Raw genomic sequence first — 14,540 nt, 5'->3', positions numbered from 1 at the left:
GGAGCATTCGATTACGGCCGGTTTGCTTGGCCCGAGACCGCGCATGATCGGTCGGCAAGCACTCCTGCGCAAGCCGGCGATCCTGGAAATCAACGCCGATCGTTCAAATACGCACGCCACCCGCCCAAATGACTGATATCCACCGCGCCCTCCAGCCCATAGGGCTCACAGATAAACCCGCTCTCCCACCGCCCATCCGCCAGTTGTACCTTGCCCAACCCCAGCGGTGCCGGAATCGCGGTCAGGAACGAACCCAACTCACTGCTTGGCAACTCCCATACTTCCACCGCAATCGCCGCGCCACCTTCCTTCACTCGGACCATGCCAGGGCGATAGGGTGGGTCGCCGGCCAGGGCATATAGTTGATAGTCGGGGGAACTGTGAGTGGCTTCGAGCAAACGGGCTCCACGCTGCTTCAGTTGCCAGTTCAGCGCGAGCCCATCCAGATGCGCGCCGCACACTACCAGCCGTGCCCGATCATTGCGCGCAATGTTCGTCGGCGCAGGCTCGGCCAAGCCTTGCTGGCGTTGCAAGGCATCCGCCACGCTCAACAGATACTGATCGGTAAACGCCCGGCCGAACAACGTCACGCCCCATGGCAAACCATTGCCCATGAATCCGCTGGGCACGGCGACGGCGGCGTAATCGAGCAGGTTCATGAAGTTGGTGTAGTAGCCCAGCTCCGAGTTGCGCAGCACCGGTTCGGCCGCAAGCTCCGTCCGTGTCACCGGGCGGCCGAGGGTGGGCGTGACCACGCAATCAAGGCCTTCCAGAGCCTTGTCGCACAGTGCTTTCAAGGCCTGCAGACGGTATTGGGCACGGAAGGTTTGCACGCCGGTCACCGCTGGGGCCTTGGCCAATACGGCGCGAATCACCGGCAGCACGGCTTGAGGGTGTTGCTCCATCAACTCGCCGGCCACGCTGTAACGTTCCGCCACCCACGGCCCTTCGTAGAGCAACCGCGCCGCTTCGAGAAACGGCGACAAATCCAGTTCGACCGCCTCGCCGCCCATGGCTTTGAGCTGGTCGATGGCGTCGCCGAACAGCAACGGCCCTTCAGGACAGCCGAAGAACGCCAGATCCTGCGCGCGGGGTACGCCGAAACGGAATGGACGCGGTGTGCCGAATGCCGAACCGTCATTCCACAGCGGATTACTGCGGCTGTATTCGTCCCGTGGATCGAGATGAGCGGTGAGCGCGAGCAACTGACTGGCCTCACGGGCCGTGGCCGTGAAGGTCGTGACGCAATCGAGCGTTCGGCAGGCCGCAACCACACCGGCCGTGGAGATCAGCCCTTTGCTGGCTTTCAAACCGACCAGATTATTCAATGCCGCGGGCACGCGACCGGAACCTGCCGTGTCCGTGCCCAGGGAAAAGCTCGCCACGCCGAGCGCCACCGCCAGTGACGACCCGGCGCTGGAACCGCCCGACGGATACTCCGGCAACACGCTGTTCGGGCAAGCGCCATACGGCGAGCGGCTGCCATTGAGGCCAGTGGCGAACTGGTCGAGATTGGTCTTGCCCAACGGAATCGCACCCAGCGCCAGCAGTTGCTCGACGATGGTTGCCGAGCGTTCCGGCACATAGGCAAACGCCGGGCACGCTGCCGTGGTGGGAATGCCCGCCAGGTCGATGTTGTCCTTGATCGCGAACGGCACGCCGTACAGCGGCAGGCTGCCTGGGTCACGAGCGTCGAGTGCGGCGAGGTACGGTTCCAGTTCCTCGACACTGAGCAAATGGATGAACAGGTGATAGTCCGGATTCAGTGCCGCGGCTTTTTCCCGCAGGCTCAGCAGCAGTTGCCGAGGCGTAGTGCTGCCGTCACGGTAAGCGTTGCGCAGGGCGTCGAGTTGCAGATTGATGTTCATGGCGTTAATCCTTTTTTAATGGCTTGAGTCGAGTTCCAGCACCACCACACGCTGCCCGGCGCGTACCGCCGAACCCGGTTGCACGCGAATCTCGCGCACCACGCCCGCCATGGGCGCGAGCAGCGGGATTTCCATCTTCATCGACTCCAGAATCACCAGCACATCCCCCGCCGCGACCCGGCTGCCAGCCTGCACTTGAACCTGCCAGAGGTTGCCGGCGATGTGGCTGTCGACGCTCCGCTGACCGTCGGCTAACGGTGTGTCCTCGGTAACTTCCGGGGCCAGCTCTTCGCTGTCGAAATGCGCCTGGCCGCTGGCGATCCAGCGTTCGCGTTCGGCGTTGAACGCGCTTTTTTGTTGATCCCGAAATGCCGCGATGCTCGGGGCTTCTTTCGCCAAAAACGCCTGGTAATCCGCCAGATTCAGCTGACTGTGTTCGATGTTCAGATCAAAGCGCCCAAGCGGGAAGTCCCGACGAATGCGCAGCAGTTCATCGGCGCTCACCGGGTAGAACCGGATCTGGTCGAAGAAGCGCAGCAGCCACGGCTTGCCGTCGAACGCGGCGACTTCGCGGTAGCGATTCCACATCTGCAGCGTGCGACCGACGAACTGATAACCACCGGGGCCTTCCATGCCGTACACGCACAGGTAGGCGCCGCCGATGCCGACCGAGTTTTCCGCGGTCCAGGTGCGGGCCGGGTTGTACTTGGTGGTCACCAGGCGATGCCGAGGATCGAGCGGGGTGGCGACCGGTGCACCGAGGTAGACGTCGCCCAGGCCCATTACCAGATAGCTGGCGTCGAACACTGTGCGCTGCACTTCGTCGAGGTTCGGCAGGTCGTTGATGCGGCGGATGAATTCCAGATTGCTCGGGCACCAGGGCGCTTCCTTGCGTACGGTGGTCATGTATTTCTCGATCGCCAACTGGCAGGCCGGGTCATCCCAGGACAGGGGCAGATGGACGATGCGCGAGGGCACTTGCAGGTCCTTGGCGGCGCACACGGCGTCCCATTCACCGGCGACAATACCCAGCAGATCGGCCAGCGGCAGTTGTTCGGGTTGGTAGTGCACTTGCAGTGAGCGGATGCCCGGCGTCAGATCGATCACGCCGTGCAGGTGTTTGCTTTCCAATGCCTGCATCAACGCGTGAGCGCGAAAGCGCAGGACCAAATCCAGTTCGGGCGCACCGATTTCCAATAACAAATGCGTGTCGCCTGACAGACGTGCAACCAGCCGCGTATCCCCCTGACCAATATCCAGCACCACAGGCGACACAATCCCCTGTGGGAGCTGGCTTGCCTGCGATGAAGTTGATGCGGTGTCTGGTCGGGCCTCATCGCAGGCAAGCCAGCTCCCACAGGAGTCCCATTTCAAGGCGAGATTGCGCGCAGTCTTGAGATCGACCGGCAAAAACTGAACCTTGTCCCCAGCCTTGAGCTGCCCTAGCTGCCAAAGGTCCGCCTCGATCACCGTCACCGGGCAGACAAACCCGCCCAAGCTCGGGCCATCCGGCCCCAGAATCACTGGCATGTCACCGGTGAAATCCACCGCACCGATGGCGTACGGATTGTCGTGAATATTCGACGGATGCAGCCCGGCCTCGCCACCGTCGGCCCGCACCCATTCAGGCTTCGGCCCGATCAGCCGCACTCCGGTGCGGCTGGAGTTGAAGTGCACTTCCCACTGCGTGGAGAAGAAGGTGCCAATGTAGTTTTCGGTGAAATATTCCGGGGCGCCATGAGGGCCGTAGATCACCCGAATCTGCCGCACGGCGGGCAACTCGGTAACGTGTTGTGTCGCCAGGTTTTGCCCGGCGCTGCGGTCGCTCAAGGCCGGAATATGCAATACGTCCCCTGCGCGCAATGCACGACCGGCATGGCCGCCAAACTGGCCGAGGGTAAAGGTACTTTTGCTGCCCAGATAGTCCGGCACTTGCACGCCGCCGCGCAGGCACAGATAGCTGCGCGCACCTGCACCGCCAATGGTGCCGAGGCTCAAAGTGGCACCGGCGGGAATCAATAATGCGGTATTCATCGGCACCGCTTCACCGTTCAACATCAACGCAATCACCGCACCCGTAACGGCCACCACCGCCTCACAATTGAAACGCAGCAGCGGCCCGCTCATGGTCACTTCCAGCGCCGCTGCACCTTGATCGTTACCCAGCAAGCGATTGCCCAGACGCAGCGCCCGGCTGTCCATCGGCCCCGACGGCGGCACGCCCACCGCCCAGTAACCGAGGCGTCCCGGAGAGTCCTGAACGCTGGTCTGCGTGCCGGCGCTGAGCACTTCGAAGGTGTTGGCTTGATAGACTAGACCTTCCAGGCAACGGGTCCACGGCTGGCCGCTGGCAAAGGGCGTATCGAGCAGAATTTGCCGCAAGTAATCGCGGTTGGTTTCCACCCCGTACAGCAGGCTGTCGCCCAGAGCTTGATGCAGATCGACGCGCGCGGCTTCGCGAGTCGGTGCCCAGCTGATGACCTTGGCGATCATCGGATCGAAGTATGGCGGGATCTCGCAACCGGCCTCGACCCAAGTGTCGATGCGCAGGTGTTTGCCATCGGTAACCGGGAAATTGACGGCAGTGAGCAGACCTGGACTCGGCTGGAAATCCCGACCCGGATCTTCAGCATAGAGTCGTGCCTGAATCGCATGACCGTTGGCTTTCAATCCCTGACTCAACTCGCGCAGCGGCGGCAAATCACCGGCCGCCAATTCCACCATCCAGCGCACCAGGTCCACGCCCCACACTTGTTCGGTGACACCGTGCTCCACCTGCAAACGGGTGTTCACTTCCAGAAAATAAAAACGCTGGGCATCGCTGTCGAAGACGAATTCCACAGTGCCCGCGCTGCGGTAATTCACCGCTTTGGCCAGTTTGATTGCTGCTGCACAGAGTTCCTCGGCCATGCCCTCGGGCAGGTTCGGTGCCGGGGTTTCTTCGAGGACTTTCTGGTTGCGTCGCTGCACTGAGCAGTCGCGTACGCCGAGGGCAAGCACCTCGCCCTGGCCGTCGCCGAATACCTGCACTTCCAGATGCCGGGCGCGTTGGATGTACTTTTCGATGAACACGCCGGCGTCGCTGAAATTATTCTGACCAAGGCGTTTGACGGCGTCGAATGACTCGCTCAATTCGCAGGCGCTGCGGCACACGCGCATGCCGATGCCGCCACCGCCGGCGGTACTTTTGAGCATCACCGGGTAGCCGACCTGTTCGCCCGCTATCAACGCTGCATCGAGGCTATCGAGCAGCTCGGTACCTTCGAGCATTGGCACGCCGTGTTGCTTGGCCAGTGCGCGGGCGGTGTGCTTGAGGCCGAACACCCGCAGTTGCTCCGGTGTGGGGCCGACGAAAGCGATGTCGGCCGCTTCGCAGGCTTGGGCGAATGCAGCGTTTTCCGAGAGAAAGCCATAGCCGGGATGAATCGCAGTGGCGCCGGTGGCTTTTGCGATGGCGAGAATTTTATCCACGGCCAGATAAGTGCCAGCGGCAGCGCCTTCGCCGAGGCTGTGGGACTCAAAGGCTTGCAGGATATGCAGGCTGGCGGCATCGGCTTCGGAGTAAACGGCAACGCCCTTGACCTGCAATTCACCCAAGGTACGCAAGATGCGGCAGGCAATGGCGCCGCGGTTGGCAATAAGGACTTTTTCGAACATGGCATAACCCCCGGAGGCGATAACGCATCAGCCTCGACCTGGGATGCGGGCCGTCCCGCAGTTTTTCGATAAGCGTCGAGGTCGTCCTCGGCGGCAGAGTTATTAAACTTGAAACCACCGCTGCCCCCCTGCAGGAGCGGGCTTGCTCGCGATGGGGCCAGCACACTCAACAATGATGTCGACTGACACACTGCTATCGCGGGCAAGCCCGCTCCCACAGGGTTTAGTGGTGTTTTTACTTTTTGAGGCACTGGCCGGAACGGGCTTGGCACAAGGCAAACAACCACCGCCGCAAACGTGGAAATTTCAGTTCCATACCAGCACCTGCGCAGGAGTCGGGTTGTAGGCGTTGCATGGGTTGTTCAGTTGCGGGCAGTTGGAGATCAGCACGATCACGTCCATCTCGGCCCGCAGGTCGACGTATTTGCCCGGTGCCGAAATCCCGTCTTCGAAGGTCAAGCCACCGTCGGCCGTCACCGGCACGTTCATGAAGAAGTTGATGTTCGGCCCGATGTCGCCCTTGCCCAGCCGACCATCGTGGACACAGGCGCGCAGGTAGTTGTCGCGACAGCTGTGCATGTAGCGTTTCTCCAGCGCATAACGCACGGTGTTGCTCTCCTGGGCGCAGGCACCGCCGAGGGTGTCGTGACGCCCGCAAGTGTCGGCGACGATGGTCAGCATCGGTTTGCCGAGGTTGGAATAGAGCACGCTGCCGGTGCTCAGGTAGACGCTGTTCTGCCGACGCAACGTGCGCTGTACGTCATAGCGCTCCTTGGGATTGGCCAGGCTGTAGAACAAGGTGTCCACGGCCTGATTGCCTTCCAGGTCGAGGATGCGCAAGGTCTGGCCGGCCTTGACCTCCATCAGCCAGGGTTCGCCGGCGGGGATGGTGGCGCGGTACACCGCGGTTTCAGGCAGTTGTTGAGTGGTGGCGATAGCGAGTGACATGGCAGCGATCCTCAGGCGAACAGACGGTCGGTGTTGATGAAGCCGCGCTCGTTTTCCGGGCGCGAGGTGCGGCAGTGTTCGGCAACACTCGCATCGGCGTTCATCCAGCTGAGCTTCAGCGGTTTGGGTGCGTACTCAGGCGCCGGGTCCATCGGATGTTGCAGCGCGGTGAGCACCACCAGGGTGTCCATCGGTGCGTACAACTCGATGTAGTCACCTGCCTTGGAATGGCCTTCGACAAAGTGGAAACGCCCGGCCTCATCGACGTTCACACGGCTGAACAGGTTGAGGGTCATCAACAGATCGGACAGGCCCAACCCCCACTTGCCCAACTCCACCAACAGGTTGTCGGTGCCGTTGCGGAAGAAGCCGTTGCGCAGTTCCTGATAGCGGCCCGCACCGTATTTTTCCGCGACCTCTTCAGCGCACAGCACGCCGCCGAGGCTGTCGCTCCAGCCGCAAGTATCGGCAGTGATTGCCGCCAATACGCGGCCCATGTCCGAGTACAGGCAATGACCGGTGGTGAGTTTGGCGGTGTGTTGGCATTTGAGGCTGTCGGGCAGGTTCAGGCGTTCGGTTTTTTCATGGGCGTTGAGCAGCGTCAGGCTGACGTTGGCACCGCCTCGCAGGTCGGTCAGGCGCAGCAATTGGCCGCGTTTCAGAACGAAGGAACGATGGCCGCCGCCGGGGAGCATTTCTTCGGCGAAGGGCGCAAACAGTTGGGTCGAATCAGTCATGTGTAGATTCCTCTAAGCGATGCGAAGCGAATCTGCCAACGGAGCCGGCAGGGCGTCGACGGCGGCGCGATTGGCGCGGCGGTCGCTGTTCAAAGGGATGTCGTAGGTGATGCGTGCGCCATAGGCGCCGGGGGCGTGCGGATCGACGCGGACCTTGTCGAATACCAGCAAACGGGTGCCGAGGCTGAAACCTTCGGAGAGGTCGTGGGTGACCATGAACACCGTCAGCTGTGTCTCGCGCCACAGTTCCAGCAGCAAGCCGTGCATGTCCTTGCGGATGCCCGGATCGAGCGCGCCGAAGGGTTCGTCGAGCAGCAGCACGCGCGGCTTCATGATCAGCGCCTGGGCGATTGCCAGCCGTTGTTGCATACCGCCGGAGAGCTGGGCCGGGTACTTGTCCAGCGAGTGACCGAGACCGACTTTGTGCAGCAGCACCGAAGCCTGTTCCCGCGCCTCGTGTTTGGCGCTGCCGAACAACCGTCCCAGCAGGGGCGAGCGCGGCAGTTCGAGGCCGAGGGCGACGTTGTCCAGCACGCTCAGGTGCGGGAACACCGAGTAGCGCTGGAATACCACGCCACGGCTGGCATCCGGTTCGCTGGCCAAGGCCTGGCCGTCCAACAGAATCTCACCGCGACTGGCCCGTTCCTGGCCCAGCAGTAGCCGCAGGAAAGTCGATTTACCGCAACCTGAAGCACCAACGAGTGTGCAGAACTCACCTTCGTTGACGTTCAGGTTCAGACCCTCGAGCACGACCTGATCGGCGTATTGCTGCCAGACGTTTTTTACTGTGATGAAGCTCATGCGCGGGCCCCCTCATACCAAGGGAACGCCCGTTGGGTCAGGCGTTTCAGGCCCCAATCCATCAGCCAGGCAAGCAGGGTGATCCAGACGACATAGGGCAGGATCACGTCCATCGCCAGGTAGCGGCGCACCAGGAAAATCCGATAGCCGAGACCATCGGTGGAGGCGATGGCTTCGGCAGCGATCAGGAACAACCACGCCGAACCCAGCATCAGCCGCAGCGAGATCAACAGACGCGGCAACAATTGCGGCAGCACCACGCGCAGCATCAAGGTCCAGGTCGACGCGCCAAGCGTCTGCGCCTTGATCAGCAACTCGACCGGGATTTCCCGGGCGCGCTGCTCCAGATCGCGGGCCAGGCACGGGGTTATACCAATCACGATCAGCATCACTTTCGACAACTCCCCCAGCCCGAACACGATGAACAGAATCGGCAGGATCGCCAGCGGCGGCACCATCGACAGCACGGTGAGTACCGGCGACAACGGTGCGCCAAACAGCGGCAGGGTCCCGGCGGCGATGCCCAGGCACAGCCCGGCCAACGCACTGATGCCGAGGCCGATGGCCAGCCGTCGCAGGCTGGCGGCGCTGTCTTGCCAGAGCAGGTATTCACCGGTGCGGGTGTCGGCCGTGAAGGCCAGGCGTTTCACTGCGTCGCTCATCTGCACGGCACTGGGCAGCAGTTTGTCGTTGGGGTTGTCCATCAGCCGATCGGCCGAGCCCATGAAGTAGGCGAACAACACCAGGGCGAACGGCAGGATCACCAATAGCAGGCGACTTGGGCGATCCGGGTGGCGATTGATCAGGCGCATGGCCTAGTCCTCCGTTATTACAACTTGGAGTCGGCAGCCATCTGCACGTAGCTGGGGTCGAAGCGCAGCTTGAGGTTGGTCTTGTCGCCGCTGGTCACGCCATTGGCGAAGGCCATGCCGATGGCGCTGGTGTCCTTGGCGCCTTCACCCAGCAAGCCGTGCTGAAAGGAAAACTCGGCGACCTTGCGCATGGTGTCGGGCAGTTGCTTGCTGGTGGAGAATTCCAGCGCTTCTTTCGGTGTGGCGAACAGTTTGGTGGTGTCGAGTTGCGCCTGGAAACCGGCCAGGTCGGTGCCCGAAGCTTTGGCCATGTGTTCGAGGGCGGCTTTGCTGGCGGCGTTTTTGGCGTTCATCAACTCCACCACTTCGAACCAGGCACCGGTCAGGGCTTTGCCCAAGGCCGGGTTGTCTTTGAGGGTGACGCTGTTGACCACCATCATGTCCATGATTTCGCCGGGAACCTGGCTGGAGTTGAAGACTTCGGTCACGCCGGGCTTGGCCTTGATGTCCGAGAGCATCGGGTTCCAGGTGGTGACGGCGTTGACCTGGTCGGTGTTGAAGGCGGCCGAGATGTCGGCGTCGGAGGTGTTGACCACTTTCAGGTCTTTCTCGGTAAGGTCCACCGAATCGAGTGCCCGGGCCAATAGATAGTGGGACACCGAGAGCTCCACCAAATTGACGTCCATGCCCTTGAGGTCGGCGACTTTCTTGCCTTCGCCTTTGAGCACGATGCCGTCGTTGCCATTGGAGAAGTCGCTGACGATCAGCGCTGTGCTATCGACGCCACCGGCAGCCGGAATGGTCAGCGCATCCATGTTGGTCATGGTGCAGCCGTCGAACTGGCCGGCGGTGTATTGGTTGATGGATTCGACGTAATCGTTGAGCTGCACCACATCGATTTTGATGCCGTACTTTTTCGCCCATTTGTCGACGATGCCTTGGCTGCCGGCATATTCCCAGGGCATCCAGCCGGCATAAATAGTCCAGCAGACGCTGAAATGGTCTTTTTGTGCGGCCTGGGACGAGACGCTCACGAGGGCTGCAAAAGCAGCGGCGAGCAGGGCGGGTAAACGAAGTCGGGACATGGTGTGGTTCTCCAGTTGATCAAGGGCGGACAGGAAGGCAGCGGCACCGCGAACGGTGGCTTGTCTCCCGGGCTTTTGTCCCGCCGTGTAACCTCAACTGGAGGTCGCCAACTCTCGGACCAGCCACTCGCCTAAGCGAGCCGGAACCCTAGTCAGCCATTGCAAATTGTGGTGCCGCGAACCTGTGATGACTCCTGCACGTCTTTGATAAAGCGAGAGCCGTGCCAAGTCGGTTTGAGCCCTCTGGCTGGGGGCATGGAGGGGAAGGGGGAGATGAACGGAGGCGCGCGCCTTGCCTTCTCATGGTGCGTTGGCGCATGGGTATGCACCGTAGAAGGACGGTTGCCCGCTGATCTGAAGGTCAACGCCGTCTGGCACTCGGGGCCGGTTTGAAAGTCAAAACAAATGTCAGTCGACTGCTGTTTGCGGGTCTTTCAGGAGGCCTCCATGCTCTGTCAAAAAATGCTCCGTCGCTTACTGTTCAGTGTGTTTATCGGTTTGGGTCTGTCCGGCTGTTACTACTACGCAGGCTCTGGCGATTTCTATCCGACACCTTATTACTACCCCGGTTATTACTACTCACCTTACTACTACGGCGGCCCGCGTTTTTACGGGGGTTATCGTTATTATTATTTCAGTGGGCCCCGTCATTACCATGGTGGGCACCATCGCGGGCACCGTTAATCCGCTCATCGATACAACGGCGTGTCCGGCCTCACGGACGCGCCGTTTTCTTAAGGCTGGATGAAAAACCTTTCATCGGCTACTTGTTTCAACGTGTTGCGGGAGCGCACCAGATTCCGAATTCACTGTCTGATATTTCGACAGTCGCCGAACCATTGACTGTCGCCTGCCAGCGTCGCTGGTGTGGCTCACTCGCGGTCCAGGAGGCCGCCATGCTCTGTCAAAAAAAGCTCCGCCAAATTCTGCTGATTGTTTTATCGGGATTGTCTCTTGGTGCGTGCGTGCCCTATTCCGATGGAGGATCCAGCTACTACCGTTCCGAGGTCTATACGTCCCCAGCGCCGTATTACTCCGGTGGCGGGTCTTATTACTCTGACGGTCGTTACTACTCGGCCCCGCGCAGGTATTACTCACCGCCTGCACGGTATTACCAGCCATCGCCGCGTTATTACCACCAGCCGCGGGTTTATCAACCGTCCCCGCGTTATTATCAACCGGCCCCGCGCTATTACCAGTCGGCGCCACGAGCAGACTACCGGGTCTATCAGAATCGTGGATGGGACCGTCATGACCGTCGTGACCGTGGCGGCTGGGATGGCCGTCACCGCGGCGGCCGAGGCGATGACCATCGAGGCCACAACAGGTCGGATTATCGTGGCGGTCGGGGCGATCACCGTGATGGCGATCGGGGTGGCCGAGACAACCACCGGTAAACCACTCAATAAAAAAGCGGCGCATGAAACGCCGCTTTTTTTGTGTCCCGAAACTCAGTACTCCGACAGGTCAGCCAAAGGATGCCGGCCTTCCCAGACCTTATGGAAATGCGCCTCCACCGCCGCCTCTGGCACATTGTTGATGTCCGGCCAGTGCCAGTGAGGTTTCTGGTCCTTGTCGATCAACCGCGCTCGCACGCCTTCGCTGAACTCCGGATGACGGCAGCAGTTGAGGCTCATGGTGTATTCCATCTGAAAAACTTGAGCCAACGATAGATGCCGGGCGCGATCGATCTGTTCCCACACCAGATGAGCGGTCAGGGGCGAGCCTTCAGTCATGGTTTTGGCGGCACGACTGAGCAGCAGATCGGGGTGATCGCGCAGCGCACTGATGGCCTTCCAGGCGCATCGAACGTCGCTGACATCGAGCAGTTCGTCGATCTGCTCGCGTCGAGGCAACCACTGGGCTTCGGGCAGCTGCGCAATCGCTTCCTGCTGCAAGGCCTTGAGCAGGCTGTTGAGCTGCATGGCTGTTTGTTCCTGCCAGTTCAATTGCAGCAAACCTTCGAGCAGCTCATGCTGTTGATCATCGCGCAGGAAGCGGTCGGCGAGGTCCAGATCGATCGCATCACGACCGTTCATCTGGGCGCCGGTCAGGCCGAGAAACAATCCGAGCTTGCCGGGCAACCGCGACAGAAACCAGCTGGCGCCGACGTCCGGGTACAAGCCGATGCCGATCTCCGGCATCGCCAACCGGCTGCTCGGCGTGACAATCCGAATGCTCGCCCCTTGTAGCAGCCCCATGCCACCGCCCAGTACGTACCCATGACCCCAGCAGATCAGCGGTTTCGGGTAGGTGTGCAGGTTGAAGTCGAGGCGATATTCTGCTGCAAAGAAGTGCGCAGCCAAGGGCGGCACTTCGCCGGGATGGGCGCGACACGCCTCCACCAGGCTGCGTACTTCGCCGCCGGCACAAAAAGCCTTGGCGCCATTGCCGCGCAGCAGCACGCAAACGATCTGTGGCTCCTTGGCCCAGGCGTCCAGTTGATCGCGCAGGGCGTTTATCATCGGCAAGGAGAGGGCGTTGAGAGACTTTTCGGCATCCAGGCTGGCGATGCCGATGCGTGCGCCGTCGGTGCCGGTGAGTTCTTCGAAGTGCAGATTCATCGTGACCTCGATCGGGAATTTGAGCGTTCAGTATGATCGCTCTATAGGAAAGTGCCGGATCTGCGTCAGATCAATTGACAAGCGTGATGGGCTTTCCTAGGGTTCGCCCCATTGTTTTTGCCGGATGTAACCATGACTGCTGACGACCGTATCAAACTCGAACCGAGCTGGAAGGAGGCACTGCGTGCCGAATTCGACCAGCCTTACATGGCAGAGTTGCGCACATTCCTGCAACAGGAACGCGCGGCGGGCAAGGAGATCTATCCACCCGGACCGATGATTTTCAACGCGCTCAATTCCACGCCGCTGGACAAGGTCAAAGTGGTCATTCTCGGTCAAGACCCTTACCACGGCCCGGGTCAGGCCCATGGGTTGTGCTTCTCGGTGCAACCGGGCGTGCCGGCACCGCCGTCGCTGGTGAACATCTATAAAGAATTGAAACGCGACCTGAACATCGACATTCCCAACCATGGCTACCTGCAGAGTTGGGCAGAGCAGGGCGTGTTGATGCTCAACACCACCATGACCGTGGAACGCGCGAATGCCAACGCCCATGCGGGCAAGGGCTGGCAATATTTTACCGACCGCATTATCGAAGTGGTCAGTGAACATCAGCCACATCTGGTGTTCCTGCTATGGGGCGCGCATGCCCAGAGCAAGCAGAAACTCATCGACGCCACCAAACACCTGGTGCTGACTTCGGTCCATCCGTCGCCGCTGTCCGCCTATCGCGGCTTCCTCGGATGCGGGCACTTCAGTCGGGCGAACAAGTTTCTGGAGCAGAATGGCGAGACGCCGATCGAGTGGCGGTTGCCGGCGGTCTGATGTGTTGGCCGGGAGGGCCCCTTCGCGAGCAAGCCCGCTTGTGTCTTGCGCAGGACTTAGACTGAAGATGAGAGCGGTGAGTGGCAAGCTGAACGCCCGGAGTGCTAGCAGCACGTGTGGGAGCCCATGCTGCCATTCACCTCTCCACTCTGGTTATTGAGCCCGAACAGTTGAACGAGCCGACCTCGAACATTACAAGCGTGGAGCCCAACCAGAGCGCTCTCATTTATGAGTGTAAGAGGGTTTAGCCATGTTTTCCTGCGCAGGCATTGATGTTTCCAAAGACAGTCTGGAAGTCTGGATTAATTCGCAAGGCATTGGTGCGAGTTTTCCGAACAGCGCCAGTGGTTTCCCGGTGCTGATTGATTGGTTAAAAGGCTTCGAAGTCACCCGCGTGTTACTGGAAGCCACCGGTGGCTACGAGCGGGGGCCCATGAAGGTGCTTCAAAGGGGCGGCTTTGACGTCTTACGAATCAATCCTCGTCGGGCGAAAGATTTTGCCAAGGCAATGGGTTATCGCGCTAAAACAGACGCGATAGATGCGCGGCTTCTCGCCGAATTTGCAACGATTATAAAGGACGCCGATAGCCGTATCACCAGCGCCGAACAGGACAATTTGCGTGCGCTGGTACAGCAACGCGAAAACTTTGTTCAGCAGCAAAGTGACGACAGGCGGCGTATCAAAACGGCTTCTGTCGACTCGATAAAACCCTTGTTGCAAAGCCATATCGACTATTTAGATCAGGCAATAAAGTCGATAGAACAGCTGATCTGCCAAAGCGCCAAAGACCTGGACAGTGAAAAAATTGCCCGCTTGCGCTCGGTTAAGGGACTAGGGCTCGTGACCGCAGCCAGCATCATGGCCTACCTGCCTGAGCTGGGAGAGGTTGGACGGCACGAGATCGCAGCACTGGCAGGGATCGCCCCTTACAACGACGACAGCGGCAACCACGAAGGGCCTCGTATAAGCGGTGGCCGATTTGCCGTGCGACGTGCGATGTACATGGCCAGTTGGGCTGTGATTTTGCGACAACCCGAGTTCAAAGCCCGATATGACGCGCTTCGCCTGAGAGGTAAATGCGCGAAAGTGGCGCTGATCGCCTGCATGCGGGTGTTGTTGATAAGGCTGAACGCGATGATCCGTGACCAAACTGAGTGGAGAGAGCAGGCAGCCTAAACAGACTGCTTGCTCATTTGGGAAATCACATGGTTTGAGACTGTGGAAGTTCGGCTGCCCTTTGAT

The 14,540-nt window shown here is 60.4% G+C and carries 12 protein-coding genes and 1 riboswitch; of the genes, 4 read left to right on the top strand and 8 right to left on the bottom strand.

The window, feature by feature from the left end; genetic code table 11:
• Positions 1-89: 89 nt before the first annotated feature.
• The 7 genes from atzF to PSH88_RS23705 all read right to left on the bottom strand — a co-directional run bounded on the left by atzF (position 90) and on the right by PSH88_RS23705 (position 9,908).
• The gene (gene atzF, locus PSH88_RS23735) at positions 90-1,868 is read right to left on the bottom strand and encodes an allophanate hydrolase (protein WP_305423000.1); all 1,779 of its coding nucleotides are present in this window, start codon (positions 1,866-1,868) and stop codon (positions 90-92) included.
• Positions 1,869-1,883: 15 nt separating this feature from the next.
• Positions 1,884-5,525: an urea carboxylase gene (gene uca / locus PSH88_RS23730; RefSeq protein ID WP_305422999.1), complete on the bottom strand. Its 3,642-nt coding sequence runs from the start codon at positions 5,523-5,525 to the stop codon at positions 1,884-1,886.
• Between the two features lie 306 nt (positions 5,526-5,831).
• Positions 5,832-6,473 carry an urea amidolyase associated protein UAAP2 gene (locus PSH88_RS23725; RefSeq protein ID WP_305422998.1) on the bottom strand — a complete coding sequence of 214 codons (642 nt, stop codon included), beginning with the start codon at positions 6,471-6,473 and terminating at the stop codon, positions 5,832-5,834.
• A gap of 11 nt (positions 6,474-6,484) precedes the next feature.
• Entirely contained in the window at positions 6,485-7,210 is a 726-nt protein-coding gene (locus PSH88_RS23720) for an urea amidolyase associated protein UAAP1 (RefSeq protein ID WP_305422996.1), read from the bottom strand.
• A gap of 12 nt (positions 7,211-7,222) precedes the next feature.
• Entirely contained in the window at positions 7,223-8,011 is a 789-nt protein-coding gene (locus PSH88_RS23715; RefSeq protein WP_305422995.1) for an ABC transporter ATP-binding protein, read from the bottom strand.
• Complete coding sequence (locus PSH88_RS23710) at positions 8,008-8,823, bottom strand: ABC transporter permease (RefSeq protein WP_305422993.1); 816 nt, start codon at positions 8,821-8,823, stop codon at positions 8,008-8,010. Before PSH88_RS23710 ends, PSH88_RS23715 begins: the two co-directional genes overlap by 4 nt.
• Before the next feature lie 17 nt (positions 8,824-8,840).
• Positions 8,841-9,908 (bottom strand): putative urea ABC transporter substrate-binding protein, encoded by a 1,068-nt coding sequence (locus tag PSH88_RS23705; protein WP_305422992.1) that lies wholly within the window; start codon positions 9,906-9,908, stop codon positions 8,841-8,843.
• Positions 9,909-9,970: 62 nt separating this feature from the next.
• Positions 9,971-10,071, bottom strand: a riboswitch (guanidine-I (ykkC/yxkD leader).
• Between the two features lie 284 nt (positions 10,072-10,355).
• Here PSH88_RS23705 and PSH88_RS23700 point away from each other — a divergent pair.
• A complete protein-coding gene (locus PSH88_RS23700; protein ID WP_305422991.1) occupies positions 10,356-10,592 on the top strand; it encodes a hypothetical protein in 237 nt (78 codons plus the stop codon).
• Between the two features lie 212 nt (positions 10,593-10,804).
• Positions 10,805-11,305: a hypothetical protein gene (locus PSH88_RS23695; RefSeq protein ID WP_305422989.1), complete on the top strand. Its 501-nt coding sequence runs from the start codon at positions 10,805-10,807 to the stop codon at positions 11,303-11,305.
• A 54-nt stretch (positions 11,306-11,359) separates the two neighbouring features.
• Here PSH88_RS23695 and PSH88_RS23690 read toward each other — a convergent pair whose 3' ends face one another.
• Positions 11,360-12,472 carry an enoyl-CoA hydratase/isomerase family protein gene (locus tag PSH88_RS23690; protein WP_305422988.1) on the bottom strand — a complete coding sequence of 371 codons (1,113 nt, stop codon included), beginning with the start codon at positions 12,470-12,472 and terminating at the stop codon, positions 11,360-11,362.
• Positions 12,473-12,604: 132 nt separating this feature from the next.
• Here PSH88_RS23690 and ung point away from each other — a divergent pair, with 132 nt between their 5' ends.
• The gene (gene ung, locus PSH88_RS23685) at positions 12,605-13,297 is read left to right on the top strand and encodes a uracil-DNA glycosylase (protein WP_258620509.1); all 693 of its coding nucleotides are present in this window, start codon (positions 12,605-12,607) and stop codon (positions 13,295-13,297) included.
• A 250-nt stretch (positions 13,298-13,547) separates the two neighbouring features.
• Positions 13,548-14,474: an IS110 family transposase gene (locus tag PSH88_RS23680; protein ID WP_305483395.1), complete on the top strand. Its 927-nt coding sequence runs from the start codon at positions 13,548-13,550 to the stop codon at positions 14,472-14,474.
• The last annotated feature ends 66 nt before the right edge of the window (positions 14,475-14,540 follow it).

The organism is Pseudomonas wuhanensis, assembly GCF_030687395.1.
In the GTDB taxonomy this organism is placed as follows: domain Bacteria; phylum Pseudomonadota; class Gammaproteobacteria; order Pseudomonadales; family Pseudomonadaceae; genus Aquipseudomonas; species Aquipseudomonas wuhanensis.
The sequence above is the reverse complement of the archived record's forward strand: the minus strand, read 5'-3'. Positions and strand labels throughout refer to the sequence as shown.